The organism is Streptomyces sp. MUSC 14 (genome assembly GCF_001866675.1).
Lineage (GTDB): Bacteria > Actinomycetota > Actinomycetes > Streptomycetales > Streptomycetaceae > Streptomyces.
The window spans coordinates 45,374-60,207 of the sequence record NZ_MLYN01000082.1; the positions used below are offsets into that span (position 1 = coordinate 45,374).

Annotated in this window: 21 protein-coding genes and 1 pseudogene; 9 read left to right on the forward strand and 13 right to left on the reverse strand. The window is 70.2% G+C overall.

Features of this window, described 5'->3' with window-relative positions:
• Positions 1-20: 20 nt before the first annotated feature.
• Positions 21-368 (forward strand): DUF6247 family protein, encoded by a 348-nt coding sequence (locus tag BIV25_RS40915; protein WP_071377640.1) that lies wholly within the window; start codon positions 21-23, stop codon positions 366-368.
• Positions 365-715: a hypothetical protein gene (locus tag BIV25_RS40920; RefSeq protein ID WP_071377641.1), complete on the forward strand. Its 351-nt coding sequence runs from the start codon at positions 365-367 to the stop codon at positions 713-715. Before BIV25_RS40915 ends, BIV25_RS40920 begins: the two co-directional genes overlap by 4 nt.
• Before the next feature lie 151 nt (positions 716-866).
• Here BIV25_RS40920 and BIV25_RS40925 read toward each other — a convergent pair whose 3' ends face one another.
• The 6 genes from BIV25_RS40925 to BIV25_RS40950 all read right to left on the reverse strand — a co-directional run bounded on the left by BIV25_RS40925 (position 867) and on the right by BIV25_RS40950 (position 6,441).
• The gene (locus BIV25_RS40925; RefSeq protein ID WP_071377642.1) at positions 867-2,321 is read right to left on the reverse strand and encodes a cell wall metabolism sensor histidine kinase WalK; all 1,455 of its coding nucleotides are present in this window, start codon (positions 2,319-2,321) and stop codon (positions 867-869) included.
• Positions 2,318-3,052 (reverse strand): response regulator transcription factor, encoded by a 735-nt coding sequence (locus BIV25_RS40930; protein ID WP_071377643.1) that lies wholly within the window; start codon positions 3,050-3,052, stop codon positions 2,318-2,320. The genes BIV25_RS40925 and BIV25_RS40930 overlap by 4 nt, the downstream gene beginning before the upstream one ends.
• Positions 3,053-3,115: 63 nt before the next feature.
• Positions 3,116-3,340 carry a hypothetical protein gene (locus BIV25_RS40935; RefSeq protein WP_071377644.1) on the reverse strand — a complete coding sequence of 75 codons (225 nt, stop codon included), beginning with the start codon at positions 3,338-3,340 and terminating at the stop codon, positions 3,116-3,118.
• Between the two features lie 49 nt (positions 3,341-3,389).
• Positions 3,390-4,391: a S1C family serine protease gene (locus tag BIV25_RS40940; protein WP_071377645.1), complete on the reverse strand. Its 1,002-nt coding sequence runs from the start codon at positions 4,389-4,391 to the stop codon at positions 3,390-3,392.
• A gap of 121 nt (positions 4,392-4,512) precedes the next feature.
• Positions 4,513-5,553, reverse strand: coding sequence for a LacI family DNA-binding transcriptional regulator (locus tag BIV25_RS40945; RefSeq protein ID WP_079177209.1), 1,041 nt, complete (start codon positions 5,551-5,553; stop codon positions 4,513-4,515).
• Positions 5,554-5,640: 87 nt separating this feature from the next.
• Complete coding sequence (locus BIV25_RS40950) at positions 5,641-6,441, reverse strand: response regulator transcription factor (RefSeq protein WP_071377647.1); 801 nt, start codon at positions 6,439-6,441, stop codon at positions 5,641-5,643.
• A 184-nt stretch (positions 6,442-6,625) separates the two neighbouring features.
• Between BIV25_RS40950 and BIV25_RS40955 the strand changes: the two genes are divergently transcribed.
• Genes BIV25_RS40955 through BIV25_RS40965 form a run of 3 tightly spaced genes read left to right on the forward strand, consistent with a single transcriptional unit; the run spans position 6,626 to position 8,978 of the window.
• Positions 6,626-7,486, forward strand: coding sequence for an alpha/beta hydrolase (locus tag BIV25_RS40955; RefSeq protein ID WP_107486636.1), 861 nt, complete (start codon positions 6,626-6,628; stop codon positions 7,484-7,486).
• 46 nt (positions 7,487-7,532) lie between these two features.
• Positions 7,533-7,787, forward strand: a complete 255-nt coding sequence (locus BIV25_RS40960; protein WP_071377649.1) for a MoaD/ThiS family protein — start codon at positions 7,533-7,535, stop codon at positions 7,785-7,787.
• Positions 7,788-7,793: 6 nt separating this feature from the next.
• Positions 7,794-8,978, forward strand: a complete 1,185-nt coding sequence (locus BIV25_RS40965) for a hypothetical protein (RefSeq protein ID WP_071377650.1) — start codon at positions 7,794-7,796, stop codon at positions 8,976-8,978.
• 172 nt (positions 8,979-9,150) lie between these two features.
• Here BIV25_RS40965 and BIV25_RS40970 read toward each other — a convergent pair whose 3' ends face one another.
• The 4 genes from BIV25_RS40970 to BIV25_RS40980 form a co-directional block, all read right to left on the reverse strand.
• Positions 9,151-9,441 carry a DUF1416 domain-containing protein gene (locus BIV25_RS40970; RefSeq protein ID WP_069780090.1) on the reverse strand — a complete coding sequence of 97 codons (291 nt, stop codon included), beginning with the start codon at positions 9,439-9,441 and terminating at the stop codon, positions 9,151-9,153.
• A gap of 28 nt (positions 9,442-9,469) precedes the next feature.
• Complete coding sequence (locus tag BIV25_RS40975) at positions 9,470-10,315, reverse strand: sulfurtransferase (RefSeq protein ID WP_071377651.1); 846 nt, start codon at positions 10,313-10,315, stop codon at positions 9,470-9,472.
• 134 nt (positions 10,316-10,449) lie between these two features.
• Positions 10,450-10,530 (reverse strand): Ms5788A family Cys-rich leader peptide, encoded by an 81-nt coding sequence (locus tag BIV25_RS54805; RefSeq protein ID WP_350751515.1) that lies wholly within the window; start codon positions 10,528-10,530, stop codon positions 10,450-10,452.
• A 207-nt stretch (positions 10,531-10,737) separates the two neighbouring features.
• Positions 10,738-11,481: a DUF2993 domain-containing protein gene (locus BIV25_RS40980; protein WP_071377652.1), complete on the reverse strand. Its 744-nt coding sequence runs from the start codon at positions 11,479-11,481 to the stop codon at positions 10,738-10,740.
• Between the two features lie 145 nt (positions 11,482-11,626).
• On the opposite strand from BIV25_RS40980, the gene BIV25_RS40985 reads away from it, so the two are divergent.
• Complete coding sequence (locus BIV25_RS40985; RefSeq protein ID WP_071377653.1) at positions 11,627-11,890, forward strand: DUF3099 domain-containing protein; 264 nt, start codon at positions 11,627-11,629, stop codon at positions 11,888-11,890.
• Positions 11,891-11,905: 15 nt separating this feature from the next.
• On the opposite strand, the gene BIV25_RS40990 is transcribed toward BIV25_RS40985, so the two are convergent.
• From BIV25_RS40990 to BIV25_RS41000, 3 genes are read right to left on the reverse strand one after another with little or no spacing between them, the layout of a single operon-like run.
• A complete protein-coding gene (locus BIV25_RS40990) occupies positions 11,906-12,268 on the reverse strand; it encodes a DsrE family protein (protein ID WP_071377654.1) in 363 nt (120 codons plus the stop codon).
• On the reverse strand, positions 12,265-12,516 hold the full coding sequence (locus BIV25_RS40995; RefSeq protein WP_071377655.1) for a hypothetical protein: 252 nt from the start codon (positions 12,514-12,516) through the stop codon (positions 12,265-12,267). The genes BIV25_RS40990 and BIV25_RS40995 overlap by 4 nt, the downstream gene beginning before the upstream one ends.
• Positions 12,513-12,674 carry a hypothetical protein gene (locus tag BIV25_RS41000; protein ID WP_177235603.1) on the reverse strand — a complete coding sequence of 54 codons (162 nt, stop codon included), beginning with the start codon at positions 12,672-12,674 and terminating at the stop codon, positions 12,513-12,515. Before BIV25_RS41000 ends, BIV25_RS40995 begins: the two co-directional genes overlap by 4 nt.
• 170 nt (positions 12,675-12,844) lie before the next feature.
• Between BIV25_RS41000 and BIV25_RS41005 the strand changes: the two are divergent.
• The 3 genes and pseudogenes from BIV25_RS41005 (at position 12,845) to BIV25_RS41015 (ending at position 14,826) form a co-directional block, all read left to right on the forward strand.
• Positions 12,845-13,681 (forward strand): annotated as a pseudogene (locus BIV25_RS41005) (helix-turn-helix domain-containing protein).
• The gene (locus BIV25_RS41010; protein WP_071377657.1) at positions 13,669-14,028 is read left to right on the forward strand and encodes a DUF397 domain-containing protein; all 360 of its coding nucleotides are present in this window, start codon (positions 13,669-13,671) and stop codon (positions 14,026-14,028) included. Before BIV25_RS41005 ends, BIV25_RS41010 begins: the two are co-directional and overlap by 13 nt.
• A gap of 222 nt (positions 14,029-14,250) precedes the next feature.
• Positions 14,251-14,826, forward strand: coding sequence for an FABP family protein (locus BIV25_RS41015; protein ID WP_071377658.1), 576 nt, complete (start codon positions 14,251-14,253; stop codon positions 14,824-14,826).
• The last annotated feature ends 8 nt before the right edge of the window (positions 14,827-14,834 follow it).

Sequence of the window (14,834 nt, forward strand, 5' to 3'; positions counted from 1 at the left end):
GTCGAAGGAGGGCATCGGTCATGACTGCTCACGCCACGGAGAACGACCAGGTCATCCCGCCCATGCCTGAGCGCACGCCGAAGGCGCTGCGCAGGGCCATCGCCCAGCACACGCCCAAGCTGCTCCCTGACTTCGACAAGCACTGGAAGCGGGCGATCGGTGACGCGTACGACGCGAGGCCAGTGCACGCGTTTACGGCCCGCTGGTGGATCGAGTACGCGATCGCGCGCGATCCCAAGCTCGACGCTCATCTGTACGACCTGGAGCACCGCGGGGCGGAGGCCACCGACAGTGCCGAGGCCAGGGCCCTGCTCGAAGAGGCGTCGAAGATTCGGCACAGGGCTCTGAGGACGGAGCCCGGCGAGTGACCGACGAGTTCATGGGGCCGCCTTGGCAGATGGACTGGCGGCTCGATGCCCTCGCTGTTTTCGATGCACTGCCTACACACGTTCGTGAACTCGTTATGGCAGCCCGTGCCGAACTCGTCACAGCGAAGGACCCGTACTTCCGAGGCATCGAGACCGACGCAGACCTGCCGGACGGCATGTGGGTCGAGCCGGCACGGTCCAGTTGGCCAAAGGGGTCTCGCATCTGCTACTTCGATCACGGAAGCGGCTGGCTCACCTACGCTTTCGTGCCGCGCATAGAAGATCCCCAGATCACCGTGGAACAGCTCTTCTGGCTGGAGTACGAACCAGCCGAGGAAGAAGAGTAGCCACCCCGCCGAGCGTCTCCTTCAGGACGCGCTCGGCACCCAGCTTCTGCGGTGGCGGCGGGCGCGGGTGCGGGTGTGGGTGCGCGGGGACGGCATGGTCACTCCAGTCGGTTGTTCACGTGGGGCGCCGGGCCGGGCTGGGGCGGGGATGTCAGGTGGCCGCCGGCTCCGGCGGCGGCGTCGGTGCGCCCGGCAGGCGTACCGTCGCCACCGTGCCGCCGCCCTCCGCGTGGGCCAGGACGACCTGCCCGCCCGCCTGCTGGACCGTGCGGGCGACGATGGAGAGGCCGAGACCCGAGCCCGGGAGGGCACGTGCGCTCGGGCTGCGCCAGAAGCGGTCGAAGACGTGCGGGAGTTCGTCCGCGGGAATGCCGGGGCCGTGGTCGCGGACGGTCAGCTCGCCGTCGGCCAGCCGCACCTCGACCGTGCCGCCCTCGGGGCTGAACTTCACCGCGTTGTCCAGGATGTTGACGACGGCCCGTTCCAGCGCGGAGGGCTCGGCGCGGACGTACCAGGGCTTCAGGTCAGCCGTGATCGTCAGCTCCGGCCCGCGCAGCCGGGCCCGGCGCAGGGCCGCCTCGACGGTGTCCAGCAGCGGTACCACCTGGAGCCGCTCGCCGCGCTGGCCCTCCGAGCGGGACAGCTCCTGCAGGTCGCCGATCAGCGCGGCCAGCTCGGTCATCTGGGCCTTCACCGAGGCGAGCAGGGCCTTGCGGTCCGCCGGCGGGATCGGGCGGCCGGTCTCCTCGCTGCGGGTGAGCAGCTCGATGTTGGTGCGCAACGAGGTCAGGGGCGTACGCAGTTCATGGCCGGCGTCGGCGATCAGCTGCTGCTGGAGGTCGCGGGAGCTGGCCAGCGAGGCGGTCATCGAGTTGAAGGAGCGGGACAGCCGCGCCACCTCGTCCTCGCTGTCGTCCTCCACGGGGATGCGGATCGTCAGGTCCTCGGTCCGGGCCACGTGCTCCACGGCCTCGGTCAGCTTGTCGACCGGCCGCAGACCCGCCCGGGCGACGGCCAGTCCGGCGGCGCCCGCGCCGAGTACTCCTATGCCGGAGACGAGGAGCAGGACGACGGCCAGGTCGTTGAGGGTGCTCTCGGTGCCCTTGAGGGGAACGGCGGTGACCAGACCGACGTTGGGCCCGGGCTGGCCGGTGACACGGGAGGCGGTGGCCCCCATGGGATAGGTGAGCACCCGCATCTCGTTGCCTTCCGCGTCGGTTCCGTTGCGGAAGTAGAGACTGTTGAGGTTCCCGCTCTTGATCACGTCCTTGTCGTGCCGGGTGACCCTGACCTTCCCGGAGGAGCCGGCGAAGAGGCAGACCTTGCCGTCCTCGGTGACCACCTGGCCGTATCTGTCCTGGAAGAGGGGGTTGCGCTGGGGGGTCTCGATGCAGTTGGCGAGGGCGTCGTCGACCTGACCGATCTGTGAGGGACCCCGCAAGGACTTCTGCAGGTCGAGGTCGACCTGGTCGTACAGCCTCCGCTGCACGATGAACCAGCACGTCACCGACACCGCCGCCACCGCGAACGCCACCGCCGACGCGACCAGCATCGCCAGCCGGGCCCGGATGGGCAGGGCCCGGTACCGGCGGACCAGCTTCCTCACTCGGCGCCGCCCTGGCGGAGCACGTACCCCACGCCCCGCACCGTGTGCACCAGGCGCGGCTCGCCGCCCGCCTCGGTCTTGCGGCGCAGGTACATGACGTAGACGTCGAGGGAGTTGGACGAGGGCTCGAAGTCGAAGCCCCAGACCGCCTTCAGGATCTGTTCGCGGGTGAGGACCTGGCGCGGGTGCGCCATGAACATCTCCAGGAGCGTGAACTCCGTGCGGGTCAGTTCGACCTGGCGCCCGCCCCGGGTCACCTCGCGTGTCGCGAGGTCCATGCGCAGGTCGCCGAAGGTGAGCGCCTCGTCCTCCTGGACGTCCGGCGAGACCGCGGCCGCGTACGAGCTGCGGCGCAGCAGCGCGCGGATGCGGGCGAAGAGCTCGTCCAGCTCGAAGGGCTTGACGAGGTAGTCGTCGGCGCCCGCGTCGAGACCGGTCACCCGGTCGCCGACGGTGTCGCGGGCGGTGAGCATGAGGATCGGGGTGGTGTCGCCCGCGCCGCGGATGCGGCGGGCCGCGGTCAGGCCGTCCATGCGCGGCATCTGGATGTCGAGGACGACCAGGTCGGGCCGGTAGGCGGTGGCCTTCTCCAGCGCGTCCGCGCCGTCGACGGCCACCTCCGTGTCGTACCCGTCGAACGCGAGGCTGCGCTGCAGCGCCTCGCGTACCGCCGGCTCGTCGTCGACGATCAGGATGCGCTGGGGGTCACGGTCGCCTTCGGCGGGGCTCATCGCTCGCGGTTCCTCGGGGTACGGGTCCTGCTCGGACGGGGACTGTCTCTCAGCGTGCCACGTTCAGGCCCGCACCGCGGTCAGGCGGTTCAGCGGGACCTTGCGGCGGTGGGTGCGGACGGCAGGGGTGCGCAGGCCCATCAGCTCGGGGAACGGTGTCACGAGGACCTCCGGGGCGCGGGGCTTCGGGATCGGCAGGTGCAGATCGAGGGCGATCGAGAGCGCCAGGGTGATGTCGGCGGCGTGACGGCCGGTGATCCGGTGCGCGTGCGAGACATGCGTGATCATGACGTACTCCCTGCTGACGTGCTGACGTGCTGACGTGCCGGTGCGGTTGTTAGCCGTTGGACCCCGACCGCAGCTTGGCCAGGTCGGCCTTGACGGTGTTGATCGGGATCGCGAAGCCGAGGCCGATGCTGCCCGCGTCGGAGGACGACGAGGACTGCTGGCTCGACGAGTACATCGCGGAGTTGATGCCGATGATGTTGCCGCTCGCGTCGATCAGCGCACCGCCGGAGTTGCCGGGGTTGAGGGACGCGTCGGTCTGGATGGCCTTGTACGTCGTCGTGGACGAGCCGGTGTCGCCGTTGAACTGACGGCCGCCGAACTGGAACGGCCAGTTTCCGTCGCCGCCCTGGTTCTGGCCCTGGTTCTCCTCGGTGGAGACGGTGACGTCCCGGTTCAGGGCGGAGACGATGCCGCTGGTCACGGTGCCGGTCAGGCCCTCGGGGGAGCCGATCGCGACGACCGTGTCGCCGACCTGGACGCCGCTGGAGTTGCCGAGCGAGGCCGTCTTCAGGCCCGAGGCGCCCTGGAGCCTGAGCAGCGCCAGGTCCTTGGAGCTGTCGGTGCCCACGACCTGGGCGGTGTAGCTGCTGCCGTCGCTGGTGCGCACCTTGATGGACTGCGCGCCGGAGATGACGTGGTTGTTGGTGACTATCTCGCCGTTCGACGTGATGATCACGCCGGAGCCGGTGGAGGAGCCGCTGTCGAGGGTCGCGTTGATCTCGACCACGCTCGGGCTGACCGCGGCGGCGATCGCGGCGACGTCGCCGCGCTTGCTGGAAGGCACCACGTTGGTCGCCGTGGCGCTGGAGGCGACCGTGTCCTTGCCGGTCAGCTCCTGGAAGGCGTAGGCGGTGCCGCCGCCGACGGCCGCCGCGACGATCGCGACCGCCGCGAGCAGGGCGACCGGGCCGCGGCCCCGCTTGCGGGGGGCGGGCTCCGGAGTGGCCACGGCCGTCGTCACCGGCTGGTACGGCGGCGGGGGCGGCCACTCGGGGTTCACAGGAGCGGAGTAGTAGTGCTGCTGCGTCTCATTGCCCTGGCTCTCGGTCATGCAAAGAGATTCCCCTGCGAACGTGAGAGCTTCCTGAGTGCTTGCTGAGAAGCCCGGCAGAACCTTGTTTGCCCGATATAAAGAAGCTTCTCGCAGCTCGCGCGGGCTTCTCAGACGGGCTTCAGGAAGCGGCCGGCGTGTCCTGGCAGCCGCAGCTCGTACGCACCACCAGCCGCGACGGGAACGTCTTCAGCCGCTCCCGGCGCGAGCCCGCCACCCGGAGCCCGTCGTCCAGCACCAGGTCGACCGCCGCGCGGGCCATCGCCGAGCGGTCCGAGGCGACCGTGGTCAGCGGCGGGTCGGTGAGCGCGGCTTCCTTGATGTCGTCGAACCCGGCCACCGCCAGCTCGCCGGGCACGTCGATGCGCAGCTCGCGCGCGGCCCGCAGCAGGCCGATCGCCTGGTCGTCGGTGGAGCAGAAGATCGCGGGCGGCCGGCGGGGCCCGGACAGGACCTCCAGGCCGACCCGGTAGGCGTCGTAGCGGTTGTACGGCGCCTCGAACAGCCGGCCCTCGGTGCTCAGGCCCGCCTCGGCCATGGCCCGCTTCCAGCCCTCGACGTGGTCGGAGACCGGGTCGCCGACGGCCGGTGTCTCCGCCGTACCGCCCAGACAGGCGACGTAGTCGTGCCCGTGCTCCAGCAGATGGCGTACGGCGAGCTGGGCGCCGCCCAGGTCGTCGGTGACCACGGCGACGTCGTCGATGGCCTCGGGCCGCTCGTGCAGCAGCACCACCCGGGCGTCCCAGGCGTCGATCTCGGCGGCGGCCAGGTCGTTCAGGGCGTGACTCACGAGAATCAGGCCGGAAACACGCATGCCCAGGAAGGCGCGCAGATAGTGGACCTCGCGCTCGCCGATGTAGTCGGTGTTGCCGACGAGGACCATCTTTCCGCGCTCGGAGGCGGCCTGCTCGACCGCGTGCGCCATCTCGCCGAAGAACGGCTGACGGGCGTCCGGGATGATCAGGCCTATGAGGTCGGTGCGGCGTGACGCCATGGCCTGGGCGACCCGGTCGGGCCGGTACCCCAGCTCCTTGATCGCCGCGAGGACACGCTCGCGCGTGGCCGGGGCGACCGGCCGGGGTCCGTTGTTGATGACATAGCTGACCACGGCGGTGGACGTTCCCGCCAGCCGCGCCACATCATCCCGAGTCACCTTGGCCACGCGCGGAGTCTACGCGGATGGACCCGCTCTGGGCAGGGCGTATCAGTGCTCGGATGGTGGCCCGGAGGTGTGGGGACTGTGCGGGGACTACACGTCGGCGTGGACGTCGGCGCCGTCCCGGGCGGCCGCCCCGTCCGTCTTGTCCGCATCCTCCGTCTTTGCCCGCCCGGCCTCGGCCTTGGCCTCCGCGGCCGCCTTCTCGGCGGCGCGGTCGGCCTTCTCCGGGGTGACGAACCGGTAGCCGACGTTCCGTACGGTGCCGATCAGCGACTCGTGCTCCGGGCCGAGCTTGGCGCGCAGCCGCCGTACGTGCACGTCGACCGTGCGGGTGCCGCCGAAGTAGTCGTAGCCCCAGACCTCCTGGAGGAGCTGGGCGCGGGTGAAGACGCGGCCCGGGTGCTGGGCGAGGTATTTCAGGAGCTCGAACTCCTTGAAGGTGAGGTCGAGCACGCGCCCCTTGAGCTTGGCGGAGTACGTGGCCTCGTCCACCGAGAGATCGCCGTTGCGGATCTCCATCGGGGAGTCGTCGCCCACGATCTGCTGGCGTCCCGTCGCGAGCCGCAGCCGCGCCTCCACCTCCGCGGGACCGGCGGTGTCGAGGAGGACGTCGTCGATGCCCCAGTCGGCGGTGACGGCGGCGAGCCCGCCCTCGGTGACGACGAGGATCAGCGGACAGCCGGGGCCGGTGGACCGCAGCAGCTGGCACAGGCTGCGCACCTGCGGCAGGTCGCGGCGGCCGTCGACGAGGATGACGTCGGCACCCGGGGTGTCGACCAGGGCGGGACCCTCCGCCGGGGCCACCCGCACGTTGTGCAGCAGCAGGCCGAGTGCGGGCAGCACCTCCGTCGAGGGCTGGAGGGCGTTGGTCAGGAGCAGCAGAGAACTCATACGTCTGGTTCCTCCTCGGGTCCCCGCGAGGACTGTGCGGACGGGCACTGCTCTGCGATCCCGAAGGCCCCGTACACGGCCACGGGCCACCTGGGGTTTCCCGTTTCGTATACAACGCTTCCGAAAGCACAAAAGGACCCGGGGGCTTCGCTGCCCGAGTCCTCTGCCCAGCAGAATAGCCCACATGAGGAACCGTTCGGCAGGTCAAGTGGCGCATTCCACCGTTCGTCCGAATCCCGAGACACGCAGACAGGAAGCTTTCCGGACGTTCCTGCGCACGACCGACGGAATTCCGGTCGATTCCGTATACGATCCGGGCGCCGTTGTATACGAAGGCTCGGAATCCCTCCCCGACACCTCGGGTACGCCCGCCCGTGACCTCGTGTTCGTGATCGCCCACGGGTTCACCGGGGACGTGGACCGGCCGCACGTACGAAGGGTGGCGGGCGTCCTCGCGCGTTACGGCGCGGTCCTCACCTTCTCCTTCCGCGGCCACGGACGCTCCGGCGGCCGCTCCACGGTCGGCGACAAGGAGGTGCTCGACCTCGCCGCCGCCGTCGACCGGGCCCGCTCTCTCGGGCACGCGCGCGTGGTGACCGTCGGCTTCTCCATGGGCGGCTCGGTCGTCCTGCGCCACGCGGCCCTGTACCCGCGCACGGCCGACGCGGTCGTCGCGGTCAGCGCCCCCGCCCGCTGGTACTACCGCGGCACCGCCCCCATGCGCCGGCTGCACTGGCTGGTGACCCGCCCCGAGGGCCGCCTGGTCGGCCGCTACGGCCTGCGCACCCGCATCCACCATCGGGACTGGGACCCGGTCCCGCTCTCCCCGGCCGAGTCGGTCCCGCGCATCGCCCCCACGCCGCTGCTCTTCGTCCACGGCGACCAGGACGGCTATTTCCCCCTCGACCACCCCCGGATGCTCGCCGAGGCGGCCGGTGACCACGGGGAACTATGGGTGGAGCACGGCATGGGCCACGCCGAGCACGCGGCGGACGACGCGCTGCTGGCCCGGATCGCGGACTGGGCTGTCGGCGCGGCGGGCTAGCCTGAGGGCACTCTTATTTCTTTCTTGCCATCGATCGAGGAACGAGATGCCCAAGGTCACGGTGCGCTACTGGGCCGCCGCCAAGGCCGCGTCCGGTATCGCCGAGGAGCCGTACGACGCGGACACGCTCGCCGACGCGCTGGCCGCCGTGCGCGCGCGACACCCCGGTGAGCTGACGCGTGTGCTCCAGCGATGCTCCTTCCTCATAGACGGTGACCCCGTCGGGACCCGCGCGCATGAGACGGTACGCCTGGCCGAGGGCGGCACGGTCGAAGTGCTCCCGCCGTTCGCAGGAGGATGAGGCGCGATGAGCGACCAGCCGCATGAGGGGTACGGGCCGTACGACCCGTACCAACAGCATCCACAGCATCCACAGCATCCACAGCAGCAGCAACAACAGCAGCAGTGGCAGGCCTACGACCAGTACGACCAGTACGGGCAGCACGGCCAGCAGGCGGGCTACGACCCCCAGTCGACCCAGCAGTGGCAGGGCCGGACGTGGGACACGGAGACGCACGCGCACACGTACCCGCCGGCGCAGCAGTACCAGCAGCCCCAGCCCTATCAGCAGCAGTACCAGCCGCAGCCCGCGTACTCCGGGCCGTACGCACAGCCCCAGCCCCAGCCGCAGCCGGTACCCGAGCCCGAGCCGCAGGCCGCGCCCGCGCCCGTGCCCGAGCCGGAGGCGGAGGGGGAGCCGGAGTACGGTCCGGCCACGCTCGGCGGGAACGCCCGGATCACGGACGCCCAGCGGGCGCGCCTGGAGGGCCGTTCGCCGGTCATCGAGCCCGGCATGCAGCCGGCGCTGCTGACCGCCGTCCTCGGCCTGCTCCTGGCCGCGACGGCGCCGATCGCCTCGTACGCCCTGGTCGTCCCGCTGGTCGTGCTCCAGGCCGTGACGGCGGCGGGCTGGTTCCGGCTGAACGGCATGTGGCCCGCCCGGCAGGGCATCGCGCTGGCCTTCGCGGGCGGTCTCACGGCCGACGTGGCGGTCCTGGTCGCGGGCCGGGACAACGCGCCCGCCGCGATCCTCGGCCCCCTCGGCGTCTGGGTCCTGCTGTCCCTGGTCCTGCAGCTGCGCTCGCACGCCTCGCCGGACGAGCGGATGTACGGCCTGATGGCGACGGTCGCCTCGGCGTCGCTGACCGTCCTCGCCACCGGCTACCTGGGCGCCGACACGCACGCGGTGTCGGTCGGCGCGGCGGCGGCGGCGGTCGCGGTCCTGGCGCGGGCGCTGCCCCTGCCGACCCCGGTCTCGGTCGTGGTCTCCCTGCTGGCGGCGGCCGGCGCGGGCATCGCGGTGGGCCAGATGACCCACTTCGGCACGCAGGGCGCCGCCCTGGGCGCGGCGGCAGCGGCCTGTGCCCTGATCGGCCACCGGGTCGCCAGCTACGACTACCCGTCCCGCTTCGTGCACTTCACGGCCGGCGTCGCCCTGCCGCTGTCGGCGGCGGCCCCGGTGGTGTGGGCACTGGGCCGCGCGCTGGGCTAGAGCGCCCCGGAGGGGGGCGGGGAACTGCGCGAGCAACCCGCGACGACCCGCGCCCGGCAACGGCGAGCCACCGCCGACGGCGCAAGACCGAAGGGCCGTACCCCCATGGCGTCCAACCCCAGGGGTACGGCCCTTCGGCCAGTCCGTCACTCAGCCGTCACCGAGCCCTCGCTCAGACCGCGATGGCGACCTCGGCGAGTGCGCCCTTCTCCGCCACGACGACGGTGCGGTCGGCGGAGCCGCCCGGCACCAGCGCCCGCACGGTCCATGTGCCCTCGGCCGCGTAGAACCGGAACTGGCCGGTCGCCGAGGTCGGGACCTCGGCCGTGAACTCGCCGGTCGAGTCCAGCAGACGGACGTAGCCCGTCACCGGCTCGCCGTCGCGGGTCACCTGACCCTGGATCGTGGTCTCACCGGGCTTGATCGTCGAGGCGTCGGGGCCGCCGGCCTTCGCTCCGCACATGTCGTCTCTCCAGAAGAAGGGGGATGTCTTACTTGTTGGCGCCGAGCTCGATCGGCACGCCGACGAGGGAGCCGTACTCGGTCCAGGAACCGTCGTAGTTCTTGACGTGCTGCACGCCGAGCAGCTCGTGCAGCACGAACCAGGTCAGGGCCGAGCGCTCACCGATACGGCAGTACGCGATGGTGTCCTTGGCGAGGTCCACGCTCTCCTCGGCGTAGAGCTCCTTGAGCTCCTCGTCCGACTTGAAGGTGCCGTCGTCGTTGGCGTTCTTCGACCACGGGATGTTGCGCGCGCTCGGCACGTGGCCCGGGCGCTGCGACTGCTCCTGCGGCAGGTGGGCCGGGGCGAGCAGCTTGCCGCTGAACTCGTCGGGCGAACGCACGTCGACCAGGTTCTGCGAGCCGATCGCGGCGACGACGTCGTCACGGAAGGCGCGGATCGAGGTGTCCTGGGCCTTGGCCTTGTAGTCGGTCTTCGCGCGCTCGGGGACCTCGTCGCCGGCGACCAGCTCGCGGGCGTCCAGCTCCCACTTCTTGCGGCCGCCGTCGAGGAGCTTGACGTTCTCGTGGCCGTAGAGCTTGAAGTACCAGTAGGCGTACGACGCGAACCAGTTGTTGTTGCCGCCGTAGAGGATCACCAGGGTGTCGTTGCCGATGCCCTTCTCCGACAGCAGCTTCTCGAAGCCCGCCTGGTCGATGAAGTCGCGGCGGACCGGGTCCTGGAGGTCCTTGGTCCAGTCGATGCGGATCGCGTTCTTGATGTGGTTCTTCTCGTAGGCGGACGTGTCCTCGTCCACCTCCACGAGGGCGATGTTCGGGTTGTCCAGGTTGTCCTGGACCCAGTCGGCGTCTACGAGGACGTCGCTGCGGCTCATGCTCTTTCTCCTCCGGGGCAGTCGCGGCGGGGCGTGCAGAAGTAGAGAGGGCGCGCGCCCGAAAAGGGCCGGGCGGCGCACGGGTGCCCTTACCAGCAGGGCGGCTGAGGGATGCGGAAGTGGGTTACTTCCACTCAGAAGGGGCGACAGAGCATGGCGGCAACGCGGCACAGGTCCACTGCCCGCCGCTTCGTGAGATCCGCCTGTCGCTTCATGGCCCCGATCGTAGGGACGTCCGGGTGCGCGTGTCACCGGTGTGTCGTATGGCGAGACGCGATCGTCCGGATGGTGGGACGAGGAGAGCGCCCGGGGCAGGCTGCGGTGGCCTCCGGGCGCTCGTGTGGGTGACGCATCTACGGTGCGGACGTGGCCGTCTCGCCAGTCGGACGAAGTCTGTCCATCGCGGTGTTCCGCGGGTGCCTCTACCCCGCCAGCCGGACGTCCGAACCCTTCACGCTGATCTGCACACCGTCCGGCGCGGCCTGGACCTTGTCCAGCTTGATGCCGCCGGGCAGCTGGTTGATGGCCTGGTTGAAGTCGGTGACGTCGCGGACGCGGTTGTCGGCGGCGGAAATGGCGGCCAGCTCGGGCAGGGAGTCGGCGTGGACCTCGACCTTGTTGTTCACGACGGCCACGGAGCTGAGCACGGACGTCGTCTGGTCGACCGGGATGGACAGGAACGAGCCGGTGATGTGGATCGCGACCTTGATCTTGCCGTTGCCGCCGTCGGACAGCCCCACGACCTGGGCCTGGACCCCCGGCACGACCTCGGTCGGCTGGGACTTGGCGGTCTTCAGCAGCTCGGCGTAGGAGACGGTCGCGGTGCCGGTGGCGCTGTCCGCGGTGGCGGAGCTGTAGTCGCCGGAGAAGGAGACGCCCTTCATGTCGGCCTTCAGGTCGTCGATCCGGATCGTCTTGCCGTCGGTCCCGGTGGCCGCCTGGTAGTTCTTGATCCCGACCTGGACGTCGTCCAGCGAGCCGCCCGCGAGCTGGGTGAGGAACGGGAACCCCTCGATGCTGACGTCCGGCGTCGAGGCCAGGTTCTGCGTCGACTTCAGCTTGTCGGCGGCCTCCCCCTCGGCGAAGTGCACGGCGACCCGGTCCACGATCACGAACAGCCCGCCCAGGATCACGACGAGGATCAGGAGTATTCGCAGGGCGCGCATCTGGTGGGTCCCCCCGGGGGTCGGTGTCGTTCGTCCGCTTCTGTACGGCCGTACGCCACGGTAACCCTGCGGGGCGGGACCGGGCGGGCTTTGTCGATCACTTGTGACAGGGCCCTGTGGGCGCTCCCGGACCTACCCTGGACGTATGTACGCGCGGCGGCGGCACGTCTACTTCGCGATGATGGGCGTCTGTATCGGGCTTTTCGTGCTGGCCTGGGGAGTCGTCCGGATCTGGTCCGTGCCGGCGGCCGTCGGCATGTGCGTGGTGGCGATGGTCATTCCACCGGTCGCGGCGATGATCGCCAACCGCCGGGGCCCGGAGGACCGTTGGTGGGACGATCCGTCCGGGGACCCGAAGTCCGACGAGTGGTGGGACGAGCTGGACGGCAAGAAGCGCCCCAGGCAGTGAGCCGGCAGTGACCGGTCAGTACACGAGGGCCTGGGTGTCGTCGGCGAGCGCCTCCTGCACGAAGACCTGAGCGCCGGCGATCCGTACGCCCTCGATGACGTCCTTCTCGGTGATCTCCCGCCGGGCCGCACACTGCGTGCACAGCGTGAGGCGTCCCGCGGCGAGGATCGCGTCGATCAGATCCGGCAGCGGCGCGGAGTGCGGCAGCTCGAACTCCGCGGCCCGCCCCGGCAGCGCGAACCAGGCCGACTCGCCGGTCAGCCACAGCGAGACCTCGACGCCGCTGGCCACGGCCACCGCCGCCACGGTGAACGCCTGCGAACAGCGCTCGGGCGCGTCGGCCCCGGCCGTCACCTTGATCACGAGCTTCTTGGTCATACCGGAAGCGTAGCCGCGACGACGACGGTGACGATCAGCGTGGCGACACAGAGCACGGTGAGGACGCCGCTGACGGTGGCGCCGTCCACCGACCGCCTCCGCCTCCGGCGCCGTTGCTCCCGGGCCCGCTCGGCGAAGTACGGATGGAAGGGCGGCAGCGCGTAGGCGGGCGGGACGGACTCCGGGTCCCGGGGCGTACGGCCCTCCTCCCGCCGGCGCCTGCACTCCTCGTACGGCAGTCCCGTCATGCCTGGTGCTCCCTGCGCTGGTGCTGGCGCAGCAGGACGTTGGCGTCCACCTCGGCGCTCCGGTCGTACGTCGCCTGCGCGGCCTCCCGCCGTTCCGCCAGCTCCGCGCAGGCGGCGCAGCCGGGGACGGGGCTCGGTGGCCGGGTGATGTCGATCATAGGTCGGCTCCTTTCTCCGCACGCCTGCGCGCAGCGCGAGGTGAGCACTACGCTGCGTGTTCGGGCGGCGTGATGAGCATGACGCAGAGAAACGGCATCCGGGCTGTTGAGAGGCCCAACTTCCACGCCGTGCGAGCCAAGTTCCACAAATTCCACAGCCGAGGAGCGCGATGCCGCAGCGAAGGGTGGTCACGGGACGCAGCCAGGAGCCGAGGGTGCGCTTCACCGAGGAGTTACGGCTCCTGCGGACCGAGCGGGGCCTGAGCCTGCGGAAGCTGGCGGACGAAGTCGGCTGGGACGCCTCGCAGTTCGGGAAGATGGAGAGCGGGCGGACGCTGGGCAGCCCGGAGGTCGTCCAGGCGCTGGACCAGTTCTACGGGACGCCGGGGCTGCTGGTCACGCTGTGGGAGCTGGCAGTGGCGGACCCCGCGCAGTTCAAGGAGTAGTACCGGCGGTACATGATTCTGGAGTCGGAGGCGGTGAGCCTTTGGCACTACGGCGTGAGCGCCCCACCGGGCCTTCTTCAGACAGAGGGGTACGCGCGCGAGGCACTCGGGGTGGGCTGGATCAAGGGCGCCGAACTGGAGCAACAGATCGAGGCGCGCCTGAGCCGACGACAACTGCTGGAGGGCGACGATCCGCCACCATTCCGCGTCATCCTCTCCGAGGCGGTGCTGCGCACGTCGCTGCGCGATGCGGGTGCGTGGCGGGAGCAGCTGGAGTACTTGGCGGAGGCTGCCGAGCGCCCGAACATCATCCTCCAGGTGCTGCCGTTCAATGCTGGTCTCCATGGCCTGTTGAAGACCGCTGTGATGTTCCTGAGGCTGACGGATGGTCGCACAGTCGCGCACACAGAGAACGACTTGCGTGGCGAACTGGTGGAAGAAAACGACTCAGTTGAGCTGCTGCAGCGTAGGTACGATGCAATGCGCGACCTCGCGCTGTCGCCAGCGGAGTCGCGGAAGTTCATCCTGCGGATGTTGGAGGAAATGCCGTGCGAGCCATAGATCTGAGCGGCGTGACCTGGCGCAAGAGCAGCCACAGCAACACGAGCGGCGGCGAGTGCATCGAAGTCTCCGACGATCTCCTGACCTGCGCGCGCTGGCGCAAGAGCAGCTACAGCAACCCGGACGGTGGCGAGTGCGTCGAAGTCTCCGACGACTTCCTGACCGGTGCGGACTGGCGCAAGAGCAGCTACAGCAACTCGGACGGCGGCGCCTGCCTGGAGGTCGCCGCCATCGCCCCCGCCCAGGGCCTCGTCCCTGTCCGCGACAGCAAGGACACCACCCGCACCCCCCTCCTCCTCGGCGCCCCCGCCTGGAAGGCATTCGTGGACGGGGTCAAGACGGGCTGACGCCCCGGTCGGCGCACCTCGGCAAGAGGGCCGGGCACCGGCCGCGTAAGCTGAGCCCCGGCTCTGTCGTACGCCCACCCTCGCTCAAGGAGCACCCGTGGAGATCTTCTTCGAAACCCTGCTGGTTCTGGTCTGCGTCGGCGTGCTCGCCTTCGCCGCTCTGGCAGTGAAGAAGCTGTACCAGGGCCAGCGCTGAACCTCACCTAGGAAAGCTTTCCGCTCATGATCGAGATCCCGTCCGACCTGCACAAGGACCTCGTCCCGCTCGCCTTCCTGCTCGGCAACTGGGCCGGCGCGGGCGTGCACGACTTCCCGGGCTCACAGAAGTGCAACTTCGGCCAGGAAGTCAGCTTCAGCCACGACGGACGGGACTTCCTGGAGTACCGCTCCCGCACCTGGGTGCTGGACAACGACGGGAACAAGGTCCGCCCGCTGGAGTCGGAGTCGGGCTTCTGGCGGATCGACGCCGACCGCAAGGTCGAGGTGACGATGACCCGCGACGACGGCGTCATCGAGATCTGGTACGGCGAGATGGCCGCCAAGAAGCCGCAGATCGACCTGGTCACGGACGCCGTCGCCCGCACGGCCGCCGCCCGGCCGTACACCGGCGGCAAGCGGCTCTACGGGTATGTGAAGAGCGACCTGATGTGGGTCGGCGAGAAGCAGACGCCCGACGTCGAGCTGCGCCCCTACATGTCGGCCCATCTGAAGAAGGTCGTCACCCCGGAGGACGTCGAGCGCTGGGCCAAGGCCCTGCCGGACGACATGCCGGACGACGGCATCGCGTTCTTCAAGTGACCAAGGCC

Coding starts and splice junctions, on each gene's coding strand:
- BIV25_RS40915 (WP_071377640.1), top strand. CDS start 21: ATGACTGCTCACGCCACGGAGAACGACCAGGTCATCCCGCCCATGCCT.
- BIV25_RS40930 (WP_071377643.1), bottom strand. CDS start 3,052: ATGAGCCCCGCCGAAGGCGACCGTGACCCCCAGCGCATCCTGATCGTC.
- BIV25_RS40935 (WP_071377644.1), bottom strand. CDS start 3,340: ATGATCACGCATGTCTCGCACGCGCACCGGATCACCGGCCGTCACGCC.
- BIV25_RS40940 (WP_071377645.1), bottom strand. CDS start 4,391: ATGACCGAGAGCCAGGGCAATGAGACGCAGCAGCACTACTACTCCGCT.
- BIV25_RS40950 (WP_071377647.1), bottom strand. CDS start 6,441: ATGAGTTCTCTGCTGCTCCTGACCAACGCCCTCCAGCCCTCGACGGAG.
- BIV25_RS40955 (WP_107486636.1), top strand. CDS start 6,626: ATGAGGAACCGTTCGGCAGGTCAAGTGGCGCATTCCACCGTTCGTCCG.
- BIV25_RS40960 (WP_071377649.1), top strand. CDS start 7,533: ATGCCCAAGGTCACGGTGCGCTACTGGGCCGCCGCCAAGGCCGCGTCC.
- BIV25_RS40965 (WP_071377650.1), top strand. CDS start 7,794: ATGAGCGACCAGCCGCATGAGGGGTACGGGCCGTACGACCCGTACCAA.
- BIV25_RS40970 (WP_069780090.1), bottom strand. CDS start 9,441: ATGTGCGGAGCGAAGGCCGGCGGCCCCGACGCCTCGACGATCAAGCCC.
- BIV25_RS40975 (WP_071377651.1), bottom strand. CDS start 10,315: ATGAGCCGCAGCGACGTCCTCGTAGACGCCGACTGGGTCCAGGACAAC.
- BIV25_RS54805 (WP_350751515.1), bottom strand. CDS start 10,530: ATGAAGCGACAGGCGGATCTCACGAAGCGGCGGGCAGTGGACCTGTGC.
- BIV25_RS40980 (WP_071377652.1), bottom strand. CDS start 11,481: ATGCGCGCCCTGCGAATACTCCTGATCCTCGTCGTGATCCTGGGCGGG.
- BIV25_RS40985 (WP_071377653.1), top strand. CDS start 11,627: ATGTACGCGCGGCGGCGGCACGTCTACTTCGCGATGATGGGCGTCTGT.
- BIV25_RS40990 (WP_071377654.1), bottom strand. CDS start 12,268: ATGACCAAGAAGCTCGTGATCAAGGTGACGGCCGGGGCCGACGCGCCC.
- BIV25_RS40995 (WP_071377655.1), bottom strand. CDS start 12,516: ATGACGGGACTGCCGTACGAGGAGTGCAGGCGCCGGCGGGAGGAGGGC.
- BIV25_RS41000 (WP_177235603.1), bottom strand. CDS start 12,674: ATGATCGACATCACCCGGCCACCGAGCCCCGTCCCCGGCTGCGCCGCC.
- BIV25_RS41015 (WP_071377658.1), top strand. CDS start 14,251: ATGATCGAGATCCCGTCCGACCTGCACAAGGACCTCGTCCCGCTCGCC.